A 17,754-nucleotide genomic window follows, 5' to 3' on the forward strand; every position below is an offset into this window, starting at 1 on the left:
CCGGACGCCTAAACGCGCCGGCCAAAAATAGGCCGCCACATTTAGTCGCTACTGTTGGCGACGTTATGTGTAAAGAGGAAGCATGGAGTCAATAATCGTAATTCTATTCTTAGCGTCTTTGGTCGGTATGGGCTTTTTCCTGATCAAATATTTGCACGTACTCGCTGCAATAGTCGATTGCTCTAATGCGTCAGGTGTCGAAATATTTGGTGCCCATTATAAAAATGTATACCACCTCATGGCAGACGTTCGCTTTCTAAATACACTTTGGGTTAAAGGTTGTCATGAGCAGGTAGCTGATTCTCAGCTATCCACTTTAGTTGCCAAAGCACATCGCATGTTGAGGGCAGGAGTTCTTATAGGGCTACTCATCTTCTTTGTCCCATTAATAAATGCGGTGGTGAAAATTGGAGCGTAAAACACACAGCAAAGCGTTCAACTTCGGCCAGCAAGCTGGCCTGGACTTCCAAACCGCTGCGCGGTTTTCCAGCCCGTTAACGCGGCGTTAGGCGATCATCTATTCCATCACGCATGAGGGTTACTATGTTAATAGGTCGTGTTTCTGAACTGACGGGAGCAACTCGTAAAGCTATTAGGCACTATGAGTCAATTGGTTTGATAACGCCTCCAGACAGAAAAGGTAGCTATCGTATTTATAACGACCATGATGTAATCGTCATAAGTATGATTTGTCGTGCCAAAACTCTTGGGTTTAGTCTCTTTGAAATCAAAGATATAGTGTCTAAAAAAACGAAGGAAAAGAAACTTCCTATTGATTTGGTTTATCGACTAATAGATAAAAAAATATCAGATCTAAAACAAGAAGCTGAGGATCTTTTACTCAAAATGGAAAATTTGAAGGAATTTAAAGTGGATTTAGTTAAAGAATTCACTTGACCTTCCCCCAAAGGGGAAGGAATACAGTTAGTTTTTAATTAGCTGACTGGATGATTTATAATGAAAAAACTGAATTTTGAAAACACAACCATGTTAATAACAGGCGCATCTTCTGGTATTGGGAAAGAGTTTGCGAAACAACTTGCTAGTAAAGGGGCTAATTTAATCCTAACAGCTAGAACGCATAGCGACCTAATAAATTTAGCGGAAGAGCTAGAGTCTGAACATACGAATATTTGGGTTAAAACTATTCCTGCCGATCTAAGTGAATTAAATGGTTCTAGAAAATTATTTGAAAAAATAAATGATTTAGGCCTGTCGGTTGATTATTTGATCAATAATGCGGGTTTTGGAAAGTTTTGTGAGTTTTCTGGTGAGAGCTTTGAAACTTATCATGAAATGTTGATGTTAAATATTAATGCATTAGTAGAACTTACTCATTTATGTTTACCTACAATGATAAATAAAAATAGTGGTGGAGTTATTAACGTAGCTTCTATTGGTTCTTTTCAACCTCTACCATACCAAACTGTTTATGGTGCATCTAAAGCTTTTGTATTAAGCTTTTCAGAGGCTCTTACAGGGGAGTTATTAGATACAAATATTCGCGTCATGGCCTTGTGTCCTGGAACTACAGAGTCTCGTTTTATGGAAAATGCTAATGCTGATACAACCAATATGAACTTAGCTCCTGCAAGCAAGGTAGTCAGCTCCGCACTCACGGCTTACACAAAAAATAGAATGTATACAGTATCGGGAACAATTAATTACCTAGTCTCTTTAATACCCCGATTAGTTTCACGTAAAATGACAGTCAAAATAGTTGCGAACATGTTTAAGGATAATGTATTAGGAAAATCAGCTTAGTTTTAAGAATCGCCTAACAACAAGTTGCTCAAACGGACAAAAAACAGTTGGCTTTTACTCGCTCCACGCTTATTTTAGCCAATAATTTTTCGCCGCTTAGCAAGGCATTAGAAATAATCGAGAGGATGCATGGAAATCAAATTTAGGGAAGCTACCGTTCAGGATTCTGAAGTAATTGGATCTTTAGTTGTAGAGCTTACAACTGAAATCTGTGAACTAACAAACACAAAGCATTTCGATATTGATCTCAATGGCACTATTCAACGCTGTAATGAACTAATTAGTGATGGACACTATGCTGCAATTATTGGGGTCTATGAAGGCAACCCAGTTGCAGTCGTTACGATGACAGAAACATATGCATTATATGCTGGTGGTAAAATCGGTTTAATCCAAGAGTTTTATGTTTCGCCTGAATTCAGGGCTTCTGGTGTAGGTTCAATGTTAGTTGAGCAAGTCGAAGGCTATGGTAAAAAACATAATTGGTCGTGTATTGAATTATGTACTCCGCCATTACCTGAATTTGAGCGTACGTTAAATTTTTACCAAAAAAATGGTTTAAATCCTGTAGGTGGTCGAAAAATGAGACAAGCATTGTCGTAAATCATTGCTAACAAGCAAATCAACAAGGACTCGTAACAGTTGGCTACGTTTCGCTTCGCTACACAATTTTAGCCAACCATTACTTAGCCCGTTATTTGGGCGTTAAGTGCTAAGGAGAGTCATGAATAATCGGTCAGCTATAATCACTATAATATTGCTTTCAGTTCATGCATTTTTTACTCATTTATTTACTGAGCACTTTTCACAAGCACCGTTAAAAGAAACTATTAATTTGAGTCAACCTGTTAATTCGATGTTTGATGTGGATATACCTATGGAGCAAACTTATCAGATCAAACTGCTATTTGACCGCGAAGAACAAGACTTTGAATATTTGAAAGGCGTATTGGGTAATATGACCAACAGTGATGAAAATGGCATACCGTTAGACGTTGCTTGGTCATTACATAAAGAAGATACTTTGGTAAAATCTACTAGTTTAGTAGCCTTAAATTCTTGTGGTTGGTCTCAGGCTCAAGTCTATCGTTGCCTTGGAAAAATAAAAGTACCCCCAGGAAAATACCGATTCTCAATTAGCATAAATCATCCAAATATTGAGTTTGCTAAATTTAGAAGCTACATCTCTATAAATTACAATTTTAAAAGCGGGGATACGTGGCATACCGGATACATGTTCTGGGGCATGCTATTTAATCTATTTATAGCACCCTTCGTTGGCGGTACTATTCTTCTAGCTTTGATAATTCGGTATATTAGGCACTTAACAAGCGGATCAACGGGAAGCTGCGCAGCGTCGCTCCCGTTAGCCGAGCGTTAGATTTCAAGTGAGTATGTACATTCATTATAGTAAAAACTACCAATAGTGTTTCTTTGGAAACGTGATGTAGACGTAAACTAGTCAAACAATAATGTTCCTTCATTTTAATTATTTTATTAAAGGACAAAGTATGAAAAAATATTCACTCATCTTTGGTGCCGTTTTTTTAACAACATCGGCTATGGCAGAACAACCAACTTTCACCATGGGCCCTGCAACTCAAACACATGCTGGCTTGATTGATTGTGGTGGAAAATCTCGCCCTAGTGCTGTTGGAGAAATAAAATCAGAAGATGGAAAAGTGTGGATTGTACCTGCAGAAAATAACTATGAAACAACTCCTAAAGCAGAAGATCTGTTTAACCAATGTGGTGGCAAGGTGTTAAAATCACTCGCTGAATTGGACCTAAATGATGTGCCAGTTATTAATGCGGGAGGTACAGAGGAATTTACGGCTTATATATTTCCTGATAATTACTTTGAGCTATACATAAACGGAATCCTAATTGCTGTCGATCCCGTTGTTTTCACGCCATTTAATTCTAATGTTGTGCGTTTTAAAGCTGATCGTCCGTTAACTATCGCTATAAAGATGGTGGACTGGGAAGAAACGCTTGGGTTAGGAATGGAAGACAATCGTGGTACTAAATTTCATGCTGGCGATGGCGGCTTAGTTGCCCATTTTCAAGACGCAAAAGGCCAGACTGTAGCTATTACAGACAATAGTTGGAAAGCTCAAACTTTTTATACTTCTCCCATCGTTAATAGAGATTGTTTGGTAATAAATAACTCTGTGCGCGATAGCTCAGCTTGTAACAAACAGAAAGTAACTGATGCAGATAAAACGTCAGCAGCCCATTGGACAGTTGCTGGAGACTGGATGAAACCTGACTTTGATGACAGTGCATGGCCTGCCGCTGCAACTTTTACTAATGATACCGTTGGAGTGAGAAACAAAAAATCATTCATGAATTTCTTAGATGTATTTGACACAAAAGGTGCTGATGCTGAATTTATTTGGTCGTCTAATCTGGTATTGGATAATTTAGTTTTACTGCGAAAAACCATTAAATAAGTCTAACAAGGTGCTGCATCGGAAAAACTACTCGCTCGCGCTCGTTTTTTCCGCTGAGCAAAGCGTTAGCGATCTGCATGGAAGCAAAGTACTGATATGATATTCAAACTCGATAGACAATTTCTAAGGCGCACCAAACTGAAAATAGTCGCCATCGGCATAGCCTTTATTGCAGCTGGGGCAACTTTCGCATATGCCATGGCCCTTGAAGAAGATTGGAAGTTTTTGCTAGGTATTTTCTTCGTCTATTTAGGCTTTAAGAAGATCAAAGAACTCAAATGCTGGGATGCCAACAACAGTAAAATCTCCCTAGAAATCAACCCTGACATCATATCAGTATCAGACTTCAATGAAGCTCGTTCTTTGAAGGTCGAAAGCATTACAAAAGCTGTTCTTCAGCCTATCCACGGCAAGATCAAATCTATTATCATACATAGCTCTGGTGGCGGCGAAACTAAGCTGGAAGGCTTTGAAGCTATGGACAAAGTAGCCGGTCAGCTTAAGGCAATACTTGGTGAGTCTAATGTCAAAACCGCAAAGCTATTTCATCGCTAACAAAGCAATTAACTATCGCTCGTGCCTCGCTGGGAATTCCGTCTACTGCGCAGCCGTCATTGCGGCGTTAGGTATATGATAGATGTTTGAACGCACAACAATAAAGGCGCTTTTGGTAATCGCTGTAGCATATGCGGGGATTTGGCTTCCCTATGTCGTTTGGCGAAACAATTTGCCAGCCTATCTGACCGCACCGTATGCTGTTTTGGGGCTCGCCCAGGCCATACCAGTTTACATCTTGAACGGTATAGGAATTCCCGGATTGCTCCAGAATAATGGTCACTGTGGATGGGGGTGGTGTGGCCCAACGGTTTTTGGTTACGTTGTGCTTGTGATTTTTTGGGTAGTGGTCGCATGGCTGATTGCTTGGTTCATTTCAAACCTAACAAGTGCAGGCAAGGGACGCTCCTGACGTCGTGCCCCTGCTGCAAGCGTTATTTACTAATTGGATTCCAATGAATAAATTTATCTTCCTAATTATAAGTATCTACTCAACTTTCGCCATGAGTGATGACTTTGATTGTAATAAGGCAATAACGACTATTGATATTAATTACTGTGCTGGAGTTGACTTAAGAAACTCAGAGCTTGAAATGGCGACGTATTTAACTAAAAGTAAAGAACACAATAGTTATGATTCTGAATTGATTAAATCGATTGATATAGCCCAAAAATCATGGTCATTATATGCTGAGGCACATTGCGACTCAATTTATACTATGTGGCGAGAAGGGACAATTAGAGGTGTGATGCATTTAAGCTGTAAAACTAAAATCACAAAGCTGCGAACACACGAAATTTGGGAAAATTTTCTTACTTACATGGATAGTACGCCACCCGTTTTGCCCGAACCAGAGTTATATTAGTGGCTGAACAGCCATACAAGGCAATTAACCGGAAAATTTACAGTGGGCTGTTTTTTGTGCCTCAAACATTTTAGCCCGCTATATTTTTCCGCTTATGGCGGCGTTAGGCGATTTCGTCATAATTATGGAGTTATATAATGTCAGAGTATTTTGCAAAAATTAATTGGGCGAGATCCAGTGATGAAAATTATATTGATAATAAATACAGTAGAGGGCATGAATGGATTTTTGATGGTGGTGCAACGGTTCAAGCGTCATCTTCGCCACACGTTGTTCCTTTGCCTTATTCTGTTGAGGAAAATGTTGATCCAGAAGAGGCCTTTGTAGCGTCACTCTCTAGTTGTCACATGTTATTCTTTTTATCAGTTGCCGCGAAAAGAAGATACGTTGTAGATTCATATGTCGACGATGCTGTAGGTATCATGGAAAAAGATAGCGATGGCAATATTTCAATGACTAAAGTTACACTTAGGCCTCATGTTCAGTTTTCCGGTGATAAAAAACCGACGATGGAACAACTTGAAAAAATGCATCATCAATCACATGCGCAATGTTTTATTGCTAATTCAGTGAAAACTAAAATTGTCACGGAAATTATTGCCTAACAAACCATTCAAGCAGGGCTTTTAACCGTTGGCTAGGTTTCGCTTTGCTTCACATTTTAGCGAACAATTATAATCCTCTTAATAGCGCATTATGTGTAAATCGGCATTGGTGAAAAAATAAAATGAATGTTGAAGTAAAGAATAAATATGAGTCATACCCTGAGCCTGCAAGAGATAAGCTTGCCCATATCAAAAAAACTACCAATGAAATAGCTGAAGTCGTGTATTTCAATGTCGCTGCGTTATCATAAAATAAAGCACTTGCCGCTACTAGCTGCATAATAGTAGCAACAGGTATCAAAGTTATAAAAAATCGTTCCGGCCCAACAAACGGCCTCTACTGGACCCGCTACCGCACGCCTTTTATAGTGAATCCTAGGGGACACATATGGTCCGCCCCGTGTTGCCAGACAAATTTTCAGGTGATTAGAAAAAGGTTGCTTCCCTACATTCGGCCTTGGGGTGAAGTTATTAAAACCTCTGACCCTGATGGAATTCGCACAGATCTGTCTCATCAGGTCTTCGGCTTCTAATGAGCCCGAGACCCCAACAGGCTTGCTGATATGCAGTTTTTACCTTTTTTCCGTCACTTGAACGTTATCTACGAAAATCCTAGGGTCTTGCATTGTGCAGCTGTGGATATGTTGTGTTATTTTTGATCCGGTTTATATGTTTAAAGGCTATTAGCTTAGGGGTTAATTCCCATGGGACATTATAGGGGTTCTCGATAATAATAATTATGAGGAAGTTTTTCTCAGAAACAGACTGTTAGTTATTAAGGAGGTTATTGTGGCAGGTGAGATAGATTTAATTAAGTTGCTGGCTTCAATGGAGCCCATACTTCTAGATGAAGAATATGTTTTTTGTACAATTCGCGGTGCGCAATATGGTGATTATACTGAAATTTCACCCCTAGCTTCATATCTTGAATCTGAAGGTTTAACGCTTTTGGTAACAAAAGATAATGCAGAAAAAGCTAATCTGAAATATGAGGGCGTATTTAAAGGCATAACATTAACGGTTCATTCTAGTCTTGAGGCTGTTGGTTTAACGGCTGCCGTTGCAAATAAGCTAGCAGAAAAAGGTATCAGCGCTAACGTGATAGCGGCTTACTACCACGATCATATATTTGTACAAGCCGAAAAAGCCGACATGGCTATAGAGGCTTTAAATGAGTTTGATTGCTAAGCAGACTGTTATACGCTCTTCATAATGTGGAAGTGTCGTGGAAATAATTAGAAGTAAAGATTTCAAATCTGAACGCGCTTGGGGTGCCAAAAACGTCGCAAATATGAAAGGTATCACGACGCGTTTGCATTGGACAGATCAGTCTTATAAGTGGCACGGCAATCCCCTCAAGCATGAATAGGCACGCTATTTTTACTCGCACTTTCATCCAGCCAGTACATATTGGCTGTGAAATTTTCGTCGATATAAAACGGGTTATTGATCGTCCTTGATACTGGTTGTTTAAAAAAGTATTGTCGATCCTCAATCACTAACGTCTGTTGTGTAATACCGAGTGAGTTGGAGATAAATAATGAATCGCAATACTTCCGAAGTGGGGCAAGATTCTCACGATGTAGTGATTATCGGCGCGGGGTTTGTTGGCGTCGCTACCGCTCTCTGGCTACAGCGGCAAGGGCATAAGGTAACCTTGGTTGATCAGGATCCCTTTACGGAGGGCGCCTACTATGGCAATGCATGTACTATTGCAACGTATGCGAATATCCCAATAGGAACGCCTGGGATTATTAAACAGGTCCCGGGTCTGCTTTTCAACCCGCAGAGCCCATTGTCTATCCGTTGGTCGTATCTCCCCAGATTATCTCCTTGGTTATGCAAATTTTTACTCGCCAGCACGCCCAATAAAGTTGAGGATATTGCCAGGCAATTAGGGATACTGTTATCCGAGGTTAATGGCGCTTTCGAACCTATATTTAAGGAGTCTGATGCACATGAACTCTTAGATATTAACGGGGCTATGTATCTTTATGGTAGCCAGCAAAGCTTTACTAACGCCCGGACTGATATTGAACTGAGGCGGCGTAATGGGATTCCTGTTCAGGAACTGAGTCAGGGTGATATTTCTGATTTAGAGCCGAATCTTAATCCGATTTACCATCGAGGCCTGCTTTTTAATGATGCCTACCACGTTCGTAACCCTTTGCTATTACTTAAGAAAATGGGGGATGCCGTGAGAAAAAAAGGAGGGCGGATTGTAACGGGTAAGGTGCTTCACATTAAACGCGTAAGTGCTACTGAATTAAGTGTCGACACGGATAACGGAAATATTCAGGGCAACAAGGTAGTGGTCGCGGCGGGTGCCTGGTCAAAACAGTTTGCCTCGCAAATTGGCGATAGCGTACCTCTGGATACAGAGCAGGGTTATCACGTTATGTACAACGGTGCGCAGGAGCTACTGAGCCGGCCGGTTGGCTGGGATGATGTCGGTTTTTATATGACACCCATGGACACGGCGCTGCGGGCTGCAGGGACGGTGGAGCTGGGAGGGCTTAATAATCCATCTAATCCCAAAAGAGTTAAGCTTATCGCTGATACCGTTAAGACACTGTTACCTCAGTTAAATGACTATGATTCGCAGTGGACAGGCTACCGACCTTCGATGCCGGATTCAATGCCAGTGATAGGGCCGTCGGCAAAAGACAAGGATGTGTTTTATGCCTTTGGTCACGGTCATCTTGGTATGACCTTGTCGGGAATTACCGGAAAAATTATTGCGGATCTGATTAGTCAGAAAGACCCCGTCGTCGATATACATCCTTTCCGTGTCGATCGGTTTTGATTGTGGACCCGGGTATTAAATCTCTGGAGGTAATATGAAGAACATATTGATCATTATGACTTTGTTGCTCAGCGGTTGTTTGGGCATGCCGGAATCGGTTAAGCCGGTAAATGATTTTGAATTAAACAAGTATTTGGGTAAGTGGTACGAAATTGCCAGGTTAGATCATTCTTTTGAAAGAGGTTTGGTGCAAGTTTCTGCTGACTATAGTGTGCGTGAGGATGGGGGTGTGTCTGTTCTGAATCGCGGTTTTTCTGAAACGGATGGGGAGTGGCAAGAAGCGCAAGGTAAAGCCTATTTTGTCAATGCAGAGGATGAGGCATATTTGAAAGTATCATTTTTCGGCCCGTTTTATGGCTCCTACGTTGTGTTCGACTTGGATAAAGAAAACTATCAATATGCCTTCGTTTCAGGCCCGGACACGTCCTATTTATGGTTGTTATCGAGAACGCCCAGCGTAGCGCCTGAGTTGTTAGAAAAGTTTGTGGCAATGTCTAAGCAGCGCGGATTTGATACCAAACAGCTGATTTTTGTTGATCAAAAAAAGTGATCAAAAATAAAAGTGAGCAGAAATAAAATAGGCTAAAAACCTTTTGTTCATATTTAATCATATAGATTTTCAATCAACGGAGAAGCACTCATGGCACAGCAACGCGCAGTTTTGGCAGGTGGTTGTTTTTGGGGTATGCAGGATTTGATTCGCAAACTGCCGGGCATTGACGCGACGCGGGTCGGTTATACCGGCGGTGATGTGCCCAATGCCACCTATCGCAATCACGGGTCGCATGCAGAGGGTATCGAGATTATGTTTGATCCGGCTCAGGTCTCTTATCGCGATATTCTGGCACTATTTTTCCAGATTCATGATCCGACTACACCTAATCGACAGGGTAATGATCAGGGACAGGCATATCGTTCGGCGATCTATTATGTGAACGACGAACAGAAAACCATGGCTGAAGAGACCATTGCCGATGTAAACGCTTCAGGTTTATGGCCGGGTAAGGTGGTGACTGAGCTGGAACCGGTGGGTGATTTCTGGGAAGCCGAGCCTGAGCATCAGGATTATCTTGAGCATTTTCCCGGTGGTTATACCTGTCACTTTCCACGCCCCAACTGGGTGCTGCCAGCACGCTAGCATCGGGCTTTACGCTTATCTTTGAATCATTTAACGGCTGCCTTTACTGGCGGATTTTCATTAGACTGTTTATCAATAGATGAATATTCACTGAGGATCTGCCATGTCCCTACGTATTGGGTGCTGTAAAGGGAATGTAGATGTCCGGCCGTCAGGTTTTATAACCGCCGCTTTTAACTATTTGGTGATGTTGTCGATTTTGCTCCTGGTGTCATTGACGACGGGCTGCTCGGAAGACGCACCCAGGGTGTTTGGAACGGTTGATCGGGATCGTCTTACACTGACATCGCCTGTGGCTGAACGGGTCGCGACGGTTAATGTAAGCGAAGGCGAAATTGTTAAAGCGGGCGATGTTTTGCTAACCCTGGATAGCACTGCAGAGAATGCGCGTGTCGCTCAGTATAAGGCGGAGCTGGCTGAAGAGAATGCTAAGTTAGCCGAGTTAGTCAAAGGTGCGCGTATTGAGGATATTGGCCGTGCGCAAGCCGTCGTTGCTGGCGCTCAGGCTACGCTGAAAGAGGCTGAGCAGCGCTTTGAGCGCACGCAGCGATTGTATAAAACCAAAGTGCTGACTCAGGCCGATTTAGATGCCGCTATTGTTGCCCGCGATACGGCTATTGCTAAGCAGACGGAGGCGCAACAGAGCTTAAAAGCATTACAAAACGGCACGCGTAGCGAACAGCTGGATCAGGCGCGGGCGGCGGTCGATATCGTGCGGGCTAAGCTGGCAGGCGAGTACAAGGCCTTGTCAGATTTAAACATGAGTGTTGCTCAGGATGCCGTGGTCGATATTTTACCCTGGCATGTGGGCGATCGGGTGGCGGCAGGGACACAGCTGGTAAGTCTGTTGGCGATCAACAATCCTTATGTTCGTGTGTATTTGCCTGCCACCTGGTTGGATAGGGTTAAGCCGGGAAGTGTCGTTAATGTGTGGGTGGATGGTCGTAGTACTGCGATTAAAGGCGTTGTCCGTAACATCCGTAGCCAGCCTGCTTATACCCCCTTTTATGCGTTAAATGAGCGCGATCGCGCCCGTCTTATGTATCTGACCGATATTGATCTTCCTGAAGCAGATAAAGACTTACACACCGGTATGGCGCTGGAAGTAGGGCTGCCAGAATGACGGCTGAATTTGCGATAGAGACCCACGGCATGACACGTATGTTTGGTGATGTAGCGGCGGTTGATCATCTGGATTTAGCCATCCCCCAGGGGAGTATCTACGGTTTTTTGGGTCCTAATGGCTGCGGTAAGTCGACATCGATTCGTATGCTGACCGGATTACTGCGGCCGACATCTGGGGATATTCGGGTGTTAGGTGAAAGCTTGCCCGGCGCTGAAGAGAAGCTGCGGCGGCGAATAGGCTATATGACCCAGAAATTTTCCCTCTATGAGAATCTGACAGTGCAGGAGAACCTGGAGTTTGTTGCACAGATTTACGGTTTAAGGCGTAAGGAAGCGCGCCAGCGTATTGATGAGCTGTTGTCGCTTTATGATCTTCTGGGGCGCGAAAAACAGATGGCTGGTTCCATGAGTGGTGGGGAAAGGCAGCGCTTAGCACTGGCAGCGGCTACCGTGCACCGGCCTGAATTATTGTTTCTTGATGAGCCTACGTCAGCGGTCGATCCGCAAAACCGTCGTGAGTTCTGGGAGCGGTTGTTTGACTTATGTGCTGTCGGCACCACGATTCTGGTATCAACACATTACATGGATGAAGCGGAGCGCTGCCATCATCTGGCGATTCTTGAGCGGGGCACTAAACGAGCGGATGGCTCGCCGCAGGCATTAATGGACGCGATGGGTGCGCGGGTAATTGAAGTGACCGGTAATGATCTGCGCACACTTAAGCAGCAGCTGATCAGTGAATCTGCGGTGATGTCTGTTGCGCAGATCGGCAGCCGGTTACGCATCTTGATTCGCAGCGACGTTATCAATCCTCAGGAGTGGCTTGAATCTCGTGTTAGCGGTCGATCGTTGGCTGAAGTCAGGCCGAGTCTTGAGGATGTTTTTGTTACCTGCACCGGAGATCGACATGTGGCGTAGAATGTTGGCGATCGTCATTAAAGAGTTACGCCAGCTTTCCCGTGATCGCATGACGTTTGGCATGATAGTGATGATTCCTTTAGTGCAGCTGATGTTGTTTGGCTACGCCATTAATACGGATGCCCGTCACTTACCCGCAGGGTTGGTAGATTTAAGTGGCAGTAGCTACAGCAGCCCTCTGATTCAAGCCATTAAAGCCACGCAGGTAGTCGATTTTACGACCCGCTACGCCAGTCTTCCCGAGGCTGAAGCGGCCATTACGCGGGGCGAAGTAAAAGTTGTGCTGTATTTACCGCCAGATCTGGGTGAGCGGCTTATTCGCCATCCGGGTTTTAGTGGGGGGCAATACATGGCTGAGCCTGTGGGGCAGTGGCTGGTGGATGGTTCCGATACGGTCCTGGCCGCGGCGATTCGCTCCCTCAGACAGATGCCACTGGATGAGGTGGCTGGTCGAGCCGTGAAAACCTCAGTGCCGAGTTTTGAGGTGGTGCAGTATTTTAATCCGGAACAACGCTCTGTCGTTAATATTATCCCCGGGCTGCTTGGTGTGATTCTTACGATGACCATGGTGATGTTTACCTCTGCGGCTATCGTACGTGAGCGTGAGCAGGGCAATATGGAGTTTTTGATTACCACACCGGTCAAGCCGTTGGAGTTAATGTTAGGCAAGATTTTGCCCTATGTGCTGGTGGGCTTTATTCAGGTGCTGATTATTCTGACGATGGGTCATCTGATATTTGCGCTACCTATTCGTGGCGGGCTGGACTCTATCGCGTTGGCCTCAATGCTGTTTATCTGCGCCAGTTTAACGCTGGGACTGGTGATTTCCACTATCGCTAAAACGCAATTGCAAGCCATGCAAATGACGGTATTTGTACTCTTACCTTCGATTTTGCTTTCGGGGTTTATGTTCCCCTATGAAGCCATGCCGATAGCCGCGCAATGGATAGCAGAGGCGTTACCTGCGACTCACTTTATGCGGATGTCACGGGCGATTATACTCAGAGATGCGGAAGTGATGTCGCTGGGTGCGGATGCTATTTGGTTGCTGGGTTTTACATGTTTGGGTTTGTTGGTGGCCAGCTTACGTTTTTCAAAACACCTGGATTGAGTGTTTTTGGTAATCTTGCTTAAAAACAGCTTTCTGATACTTAAGCATAATGTTCTTTGATGGTACTGGTTAACAACCAATGTTAGTATTTGTTAAATTGTAAGACAAATAGGAGATTGTGATGTTTAAAGCTCTGGTTCTGGATCAAGTCGAAGGTAAAACGGTAGCCGCGATCAAAACGTTGGATGTTAGCGATCTGCCTGAAGAAGATGTTCTGGTGGATGTGAAATACTCATCTATCAACTTTAAAGATGGTTTGGCGATTACCGGAACCGGAAAAATTGTCAGCCAGTTTCCGATGGTGCCGGGTATTGATCTGGTCGGTACGGTAGCGGAAAGTAAAAGTGATGCTTATAAAGCCGGTGATCAGGTGGTGTTAACGGGCTGGAGTGTTGGTGAACGCTTCTGGGGTGGTTTGTCGCAGAAAGCCTGTCTCAAGTCTGAATGGCTGGTGCCTTTGCCAAGTGGTATGTCTCCTGAAGTGTCTATGTCTATTGGTACGGCGGGTCTTACGGCCATGTTATGTGTAATGGCGCTTGAAGAGGGTGGCGTAACGCCAGATAAAGGCCCGGTTGTTGTATCGGGTGCCGCCGGGGGTGTAGGCTCTGTTGCCGTAGCTATTTTGGCGAAACTGGGCTACGAAGTTGCGGCGATTACCGGCCGTGCAGAAACAGAACCCTATCTGCGTGGTTTGGGTGCAACGACTATCCTGACGCGTGAAGAGATGAGCGAGAAAGCGCGTCCATTAGAACGTCAGCGTTGGGCCGGTGGTATCGATACCGTCGGTGATATGATGCTGGCGCGGATCTTAGCCGAAGCGGATTACAATGCGACGGTAGCGGCGTGTGGTTTGGCGGGGGGCTTTAAATTGCCAACAACCGTGATGCCGTTTATTTTGCGCAATGTGCGTTTGCAGGGTGTTGATTCTGTTATGTGTCCGGTTGAGCGTAGAATTAAGGCGTGGAATCGTTTGCAAACAGATTTACCTGCCACCGCTTTGGGTGAGATTAGTCAGGTTATTGGTCTGGATGATGTACCGGAGTATGCCGCGAAAATTGTTAACGGTCAGATTCAGGGCCGGACTATCGTCGACGTGAATAAATAAAATCTCCTTTTACTAAAGGGCTGTTATGCAAGATTAACTATTAAGAACCTGTTATTCAGGGTCAACTAATAAGCATCAGTGATGTGCCAAAGCCGTCCTGTGATTAACGAAAGTTATGAGCAGGGCGGCTTTGTTGGTTATGATAGGAGCATTATTAACAGTCTATGTTTTATCAGCAATTTTAATCGGAAGCCCTGCTATCGTGTTTTATCCGCTTTGGTTCATTTTATTATTTTCTTTATCGTCTGTGACACAGGCGTTGTCGGTTGTTGATGATACGGGGCAAGAAGTTATCTTGGATCATTCGGCGCAGCGTATAGTGACGCTGGCACCACACCTGACTGAATTGTTGTTTTCGTTGCAGGCGGGAGAGCGGATTATCGCCACCGTGGAGCACAGTGATTATCCTGAAGCGGCGCGTTTAATTCCTCGTATTGGCGGTGCAGAAGAGATCAGTGCCGAAGTGATTTTAACGCTTGAACCCGATTTGGTGTTGGCCTGGGATAAGGGAAGCCCTGCAGAGGTTATTGCACTGTTACGATCGCTGGGTGTGGTGGTTTACCGTGCGTCCAGCCAGTCGCTTGAAGGGGTTAGTAAAACACTGGCTGATCTGGCGGTTCTGACGGGTCAGTCTGAGTTAGCCGTGCCTTTAATAGCGGATTTTAAGTCTGAGATAATGCACACGAAAGTGCGTTATCAGCATAATAAAACAGTGAATGTGTTTTATCAGTTATGGAATGATCCTTTGATGACGGCCAATAAACAGCAGATGATCAATGAAATGATTACCCTGTGTGGTGGCGTCAACCTGTTTGCTGAGCAGCTAGAAGTGGTTCCACAAACTAGTGTTGAAAGTATTCTGTTACTTAACCCTGATGTTATTGTGGCGCCACAGCAGGGTACACCAGTGGATTGGCGGCAACGCTGGCAGGCATGGCCGGAAATCACGGCGGTTAGTCAACAACATCTCTATACGTTGGATGCGGATCTCATTAGCCGGCCTACCCTACGCAGTGTGCAGGGGCTTAAGCAGCTTTGTATTCTTTTAGACAAGGTTCGCTCAGAATAGATTTGTTTAGACTAGACGCTCTTCTTCTTCCTGTTTCCTCATAGCTTATCGATTGTCTACACCCATAATTAAGGCATATAGTTAGGGTATAAAGTTATGGCATCAGTAGTAGGTATGTTGTGGTTAAGTATCAGCAGACATTAAAAAGTATTCATACTCAGTTGGGGCGCGGTGCTGATCTTCCCGTGTTTAGTGCGTCACTCAATCGTATCCAGGAGTTGAGCCGCTCGCCTGAAGGTGATGCTATGGTGTTAGCCATGGCTATTTTGAAAGATGCCAGTTTGTCGGCCAAGTTGCTTCGTATTGCAAATACACCTGAGTTTAATCGAGGGATTGGTAAGGTTGCCGTTATTTCGCGTGCCGTCATATTGCTGGGTTTTAACCGTATTAAAAACCTCTCTATCTCGTTAAAGCTGATTGAAAATTTCAATGACGCACATCCTGATTCAGGGCTTGAAAAATTGCTGTTACGGGCCTTTCTGAATGCCTCTATGGCCCGCGAATTAGCGGCTAAAGCGGGTATTCGTGATATTGAAGAAACATTCTTGTGTGGTTTACTGTTTAACTTAGGGGAGATTATTGTTTCCTCCACTATGCCTGACGTTTATAAGAAAATGTGTGCTGCCAAAGCTTTAGGTAAGCAATCATGGAGTAGTATTCAGTTGTCGGAATTGGGCGGACAATTCAGTGATATCGGCCAGGATCTGGCTCAAAGCTGGGGCTTTCCTCCCACGGTGGTCAAAACGATGGACGAGATGACGGCCGGAAAATCAGATAAGCTCGTTTATGATCAGCACCTGTTGATCTCATTTAGTCACACTCTGATCGAAAAAGTCTACGGCGAGCAAGTGCATGAAGATAATTTTGGCCTGCTGAGTGATGCGCTGGAAACACGTTTTTCGCTGCTGGATCAGGATGTTGAAGCGTGCTTTGACGATGCCTGCAAATTAGCTGCAAATATGGTTGAAGAATACGGTATTGACTTACAGGGGCTGGTTCCCGTGATGCAAGAAACAGGTGATCCTAAGTTAGATGACTGTATTCGGCGTACCGCTTATTTCTTTCATTCCCGAAAGCAACTTACTCAGCCAGAGGGTATCGGTGTTAAACAACCGAAGAAGAAAAATGACAGCCCAGAGAAACAATTAAATTATCTGAATCGGCTAGCTGAATTAACGGCAGAGAACGGAGCCGCGCATACGATTTTGTCGCAGGTTGTTGAAGGGATCAAAGCCTGCACCTCTTATGACCGAGTGATATTTTGTCTATACCGCAAAGCACCGCCCATGTTAAGTATGAAAATTGCAGAAGGTGAGTCGTTAGAAGGATTGGAGTGTTTTTTTACTGAAGGACGTCCTGAAGTGGATATGCGTTTGTTTTTTCATATCATTAAAAAAGAGATGACGCTGTTGGTATCAGATGTCAATGAGGCCGGTTGGAAAGAACGTTTGCCCCCTGCTTTTATTAAGGAAGTAAATCCTCGTGGAATGGTCATTGCGCCGTTGGTTATAAGGGGCAAGGTGATTGGTTTATTTTATGCAGACAGAACCGCGCAACCCTTGGATGATACTGATTTTACATGCTTTAACCAGTTTGCCATTCAGGCAAAAATTGCGCTTTCCCATCGGGCTTAACGGTTTACTCTTGTAATTGTTATTTATGCCTGGGTTGCCAGCAGATTTCTTGGTTACCGTTACGCCGTGCCAGTATCCGGGCACAGACAAACAGCAGATCCGACAGGCGGTTCAGGTAGACAGCGCCCATAGGATTCTGATCTTCAGCATCGCACAGCCGAATCATTTGGCGCTCTGCTCTGCGGCAGATACTTCTGGCCTGATGGCAATAAGCAGCGCTACGGCTACCCCCTGGCAGAATAAATTCTGTGAGCGGTGGTAATTGCTCATTCAGCGCATCCAGGTGGTTTTCCAGCTCGGTGACGATAGCCGGCGTGATCGCCTGATACTCTGGATTGGCCATCGCAATCTCTCCTCCTAAGTCGAAGAGGTCATTCTGAACCTGAAAAAAGACCGGCGCTAACGCATCATCGTTTGCTAATTCAGTCCGTAAAATACCCAGCACTGAGTTCAGCTCATCAATATCGCCCAGCGTTTCAATACGCTCAGAGGTTTTTGACACTCTGCTGCCGTCGGCAAGACCGGTCGTGCCTTTATCGCCGGTGCGGGTATAGATGCGTGTCAGCCTGTTGGTCATTGTCTATTCCTGATATTAAGCAGGG

Annotated in this window: 21 protein-coding genes and 1 pseudogene; 21 read left to right on the top strand and 1 reads right to left on the bottom strand. The window is 44.4% G+C overall.

Going from position 1 to position 17,754, the window contains the following annotated elements:
* The first annotated feature begins 82 nt into the window (after nucleotides 1-82).
* The 21 genes and pseudogenes from Nant_RS02470 to Nant_RS02565 all read left to right on the top strand — a co-directional run bounded on the left by Nant_RS02470 (nucleotide 83) and on the right by Nant_RS02565 (nucleotide 17,152).
* Nucleotides 83-418, top strand: coding sequence for a hypothetical protein (locus tag Nant_RS02470; protein WP_054340069.1), 336 nt, complete (start codon nucleotides 83-85; stop codon nucleotides 416-418).
* A gap of 125 nt (nucleotides 419-543) precedes the next feature.
* Nucleotides 544-897 carry a MerR family transcriptional regulator gene (locus Nant_RS20930; RefSeq protein ID WP_076496020.1) on the top strand — a complete coding sequence of 118 codons (354 nt, stop codon included), beginning with the start codon at nucleotides 544-546 and terminating at the stop codon, nucleotides 895-897.
* 60 nt (nucleotides 898-957) lie between these two features.
* The gene (locus Nant_RS02480; protein WP_054340070.1) at nucleotides 958-1,764 is read left to right on the top strand and encodes an SDR family NAD(P)-dependent oxidoreductase; all 807 of its coding nucleotides are present in this window, start codon (nucleotides 958-960) and stop codon (nucleotides 1,762-1,764) included.
* A gap of 129 nt (nucleotides 1,765-1,893) precedes the next feature.
* On the top strand, nucleotides 1,894-2,367 hold the full coding sequence (locus Nant_RS02485) for a GNAT family N-acetyltransferase (protein ID WP_054340071.1): 474 nt from the start codon (nucleotides 1,894-1,896) through the stop codon (nucleotides 2,365-2,367).
* A 121-nt stretch (nucleotides 2,368-2,488) separates the two neighbouring features.
* Nucleotides 2,489-3,145: a DUF5625 family protein gene (locus Nant_RS02490; protein WP_054340072.1), complete on the top strand. Its 657-nt coding sequence runs from the start codon at nucleotides 2,489-2,491 to the stop codon at nucleotides 3,143-3,145.
* A 130-nt stretch (nucleotides 3,146-3,275) separates the two neighbouring features.
* Nucleotides 3,276-4,220 (top strand): hypothetical protein, encoded by a 945-nt coding sequence (locus tag Nant_RS02495; protein WP_054340073.1) that lies wholly within the window; start codon nucleotides 3,276-3,278, stop codon nucleotides 4,218-4,220.
* A gap of 96 nt (nucleotides 4,221-4,316) precedes the next feature.
* Nucleotides 4,317-4,775, top strand: a complete 459-nt coding sequence (locus Nant_RS02500; protein ID WP_054340074.1) for a hypothetical protein — start codon at nucleotides 4,317-4,319, stop codon at nucleotides 4,773-4,775.
* A gap of 82 nt (nucleotides 4,776-4,857) precedes the next feature.
* Nucleotides 4,858-5,187 carry a hypothetical protein gene (locus tag Nant_RS02505; RefSeq protein ID WP_054340075.1) on the top strand — a complete coding sequence of 110 codons (330 nt, stop codon included), beginning with the start codon at nucleotides 4,858-4,860 and terminating at the stop codon, nucleotides 5,185-5,187.
* A 43-nt stretch (nucleotides 5,188-5,230) separates the two neighbouring features.
* Nucleotides 5,231-5,641 carry a lysozyme inhibitor LprI family protein gene (locus Nant_RS02510; protein WP_054340076.1) on the top strand — a complete coding sequence of 137 codons (411 nt, stop codon included), beginning with the start codon at nucleotides 5,231-5,233 and terminating at the stop codon, nucleotides 5,639-5,641.
* 137 nt (nucleotides 5,642-5,778) lie between these two features.
* Entirely contained in the window at nucleotides 5,779-6,246 is a 468-nt protein-coding gene (locus Nant_RS02515) for an OsmC family protein (RefSeq protein WP_054340077.1), read from the top strand.
* Nucleotides 6,247-7,035: 789 nt separating this feature from the next.
* Nucleotides 7,036-7,434 (top strand): ACT domain-containing protein, encoded by a 399-nt coding sequence (locus Nant_RS02520; RefSeq protein ID WP_054340078.1) that lies wholly within the window; start codon nucleotides 7,036-7,038, stop codon nucleotides 7,432-7,434.
* Between the two features lie 37 nt (nucleotides 7,435-7,471).
* Nucleotides 7,472-7,597: pseudogene (locus tag Nant_RS21655) on the top strand (cupin); the annotation flags it as partial.
* A 189-nt stretch (nucleotides 7,598-7,786) separates the two neighbouring features.
* Nucleotides 7,787-9,052: an NAD(P)/FAD-dependent oxidoreductase gene (locus Nant_RS02525; RefSeq protein ID WP_054340079.1), complete on the top strand. Its 1,266-nt coding sequence runs from the start codon at nucleotides 7,787-7,789 to the stop codon at nucleotides 9,050-9,052.
* A 34-nt stretch (nucleotides 9,053-9,086) separates the two neighbouring features.
* Complete coding sequence (locus Nant_RS02530; protein WP_054340080.1) at nucleotides 9,087-9,602, top strand: lipocalin family protein; 516 nt, start codon at nucleotides 9,087-9,089, stop codon at nucleotides 9,600-9,602.
* 90 nt (nucleotides 9,603-9,692) lie between these two features.
* Entirely contained in the window at nucleotides 9,693-10,190 is a 498-nt protein-coding gene (msrA, locus tag Nant_RS02535) for a peptide-methionine (S)-S-oxide reductase MsrA (RefSeq protein WP_054340081.1), read from the top strand.
* A 103-nt stretch (nucleotides 10,191-10,293) separates the two neighbouring features.
* Nucleotides 10,294-11,313, top strand: a complete 1,020-nt coding sequence (locus Nant_RS02540) for an HlyD family secretion protein (protein ID WP_082400033.1) — start codon at nucleotides 10,294-10,296, stop codon at nucleotides 11,311-11,313.
* Nucleotides 11,310-12,233, top strand: a complete 924-nt coding sequence (locus Nant_RS02545) for an ABC transporter ATP-binding protein (RefSeq protein ID WP_054340082.1) — start codon at nucleotides 11,310-11,312, stop codon at nucleotides 12,231-12,233. The genes Nant_RS02540 and Nant_RS02545 overlap by 4 nt, the downstream gene beginning before the upstream one ends.
* On the top strand, nucleotides 12,223-13,344 hold the full coding sequence (locus Nant_RS02550) for an ABC transporter permease (protein WP_054340083.1): 1,122 nt from the start codon (nucleotides 12,223-12,225) through the stop codon (nucleotides 13,342-13,344). Before Nant_RS02545 ends, Nant_RS02550 begins: the two co-directional genes overlap by 11 nt.
* Before the next feature lie 121 nt (nucleotides 13,345-13,465).
* Nucleotides 13,466-14,449: an acrylyl-CoA reductase (NADPH) gene (gene acuI, locus Nant_RS02555; RefSeq protein WP_054340084.1), complete on the top strand. Its 984-nt coding sequence runs from the start codon at nucleotides 13,466-13,468 to the stop codon at nucleotides 14,447-14,449.
* A 202-nt stretch (nucleotides 14,450-14,651) separates the two neighbouring features.
* Nucleotides 14,652-15,518 (top strand): cobalamin-binding protein, encoded by an 867-nt coding sequence (locus Nant_RS02560; RefSeq protein ID WP_162224918.1) that lies wholly within the window; start codon nucleotides 14,652-14,654, stop codon nucleotides 15,516-15,518.
* A 119-nt stretch (nucleotides 15,519-15,637) separates the two neighbouring features.
* Nucleotides 15,638-17,152 (top strand): HDOD domain-containing protein, encoded by a 1,515-nt coding sequence (locus Nant_RS02565; RefSeq protein WP_054340086.1) that lies wholly within the window; start codon nucleotides 15,638-15,640, stop codon nucleotides 17,150-17,152.
* A gap of 19 nt (nucleotides 17,153-17,171) precedes the next feature.
* On the opposite strand, the gene Nant_RS02570 is transcribed toward Nant_RS02565, so the two are convergent.
* Nucleotides 17,172-17,729, bottom strand: a complete 558-nt coding sequence (locus Nant_RS02570; RefSeq protein ID WP_054340087.1) for a cob(I)yrinic acid a,c-diamide adenosyltransferase — start codon at nucleotides 17,727-17,729, stop codon at nucleotides 17,172-17,174.
* Nucleotides 17,730-17,754 lie beyond the last annotated feature (25 nt).

The sequence above is a fragment of the Neptunomonas antarctica genome (assembly GCF_001305295.1).
Taxonomy (GTDB): Bacteria; Pseudomonadota; Gammaproteobacteria; order Pseudomonadales; family Balneatricaceae; genus Neptunomonas; species Neptunomonas antarctica.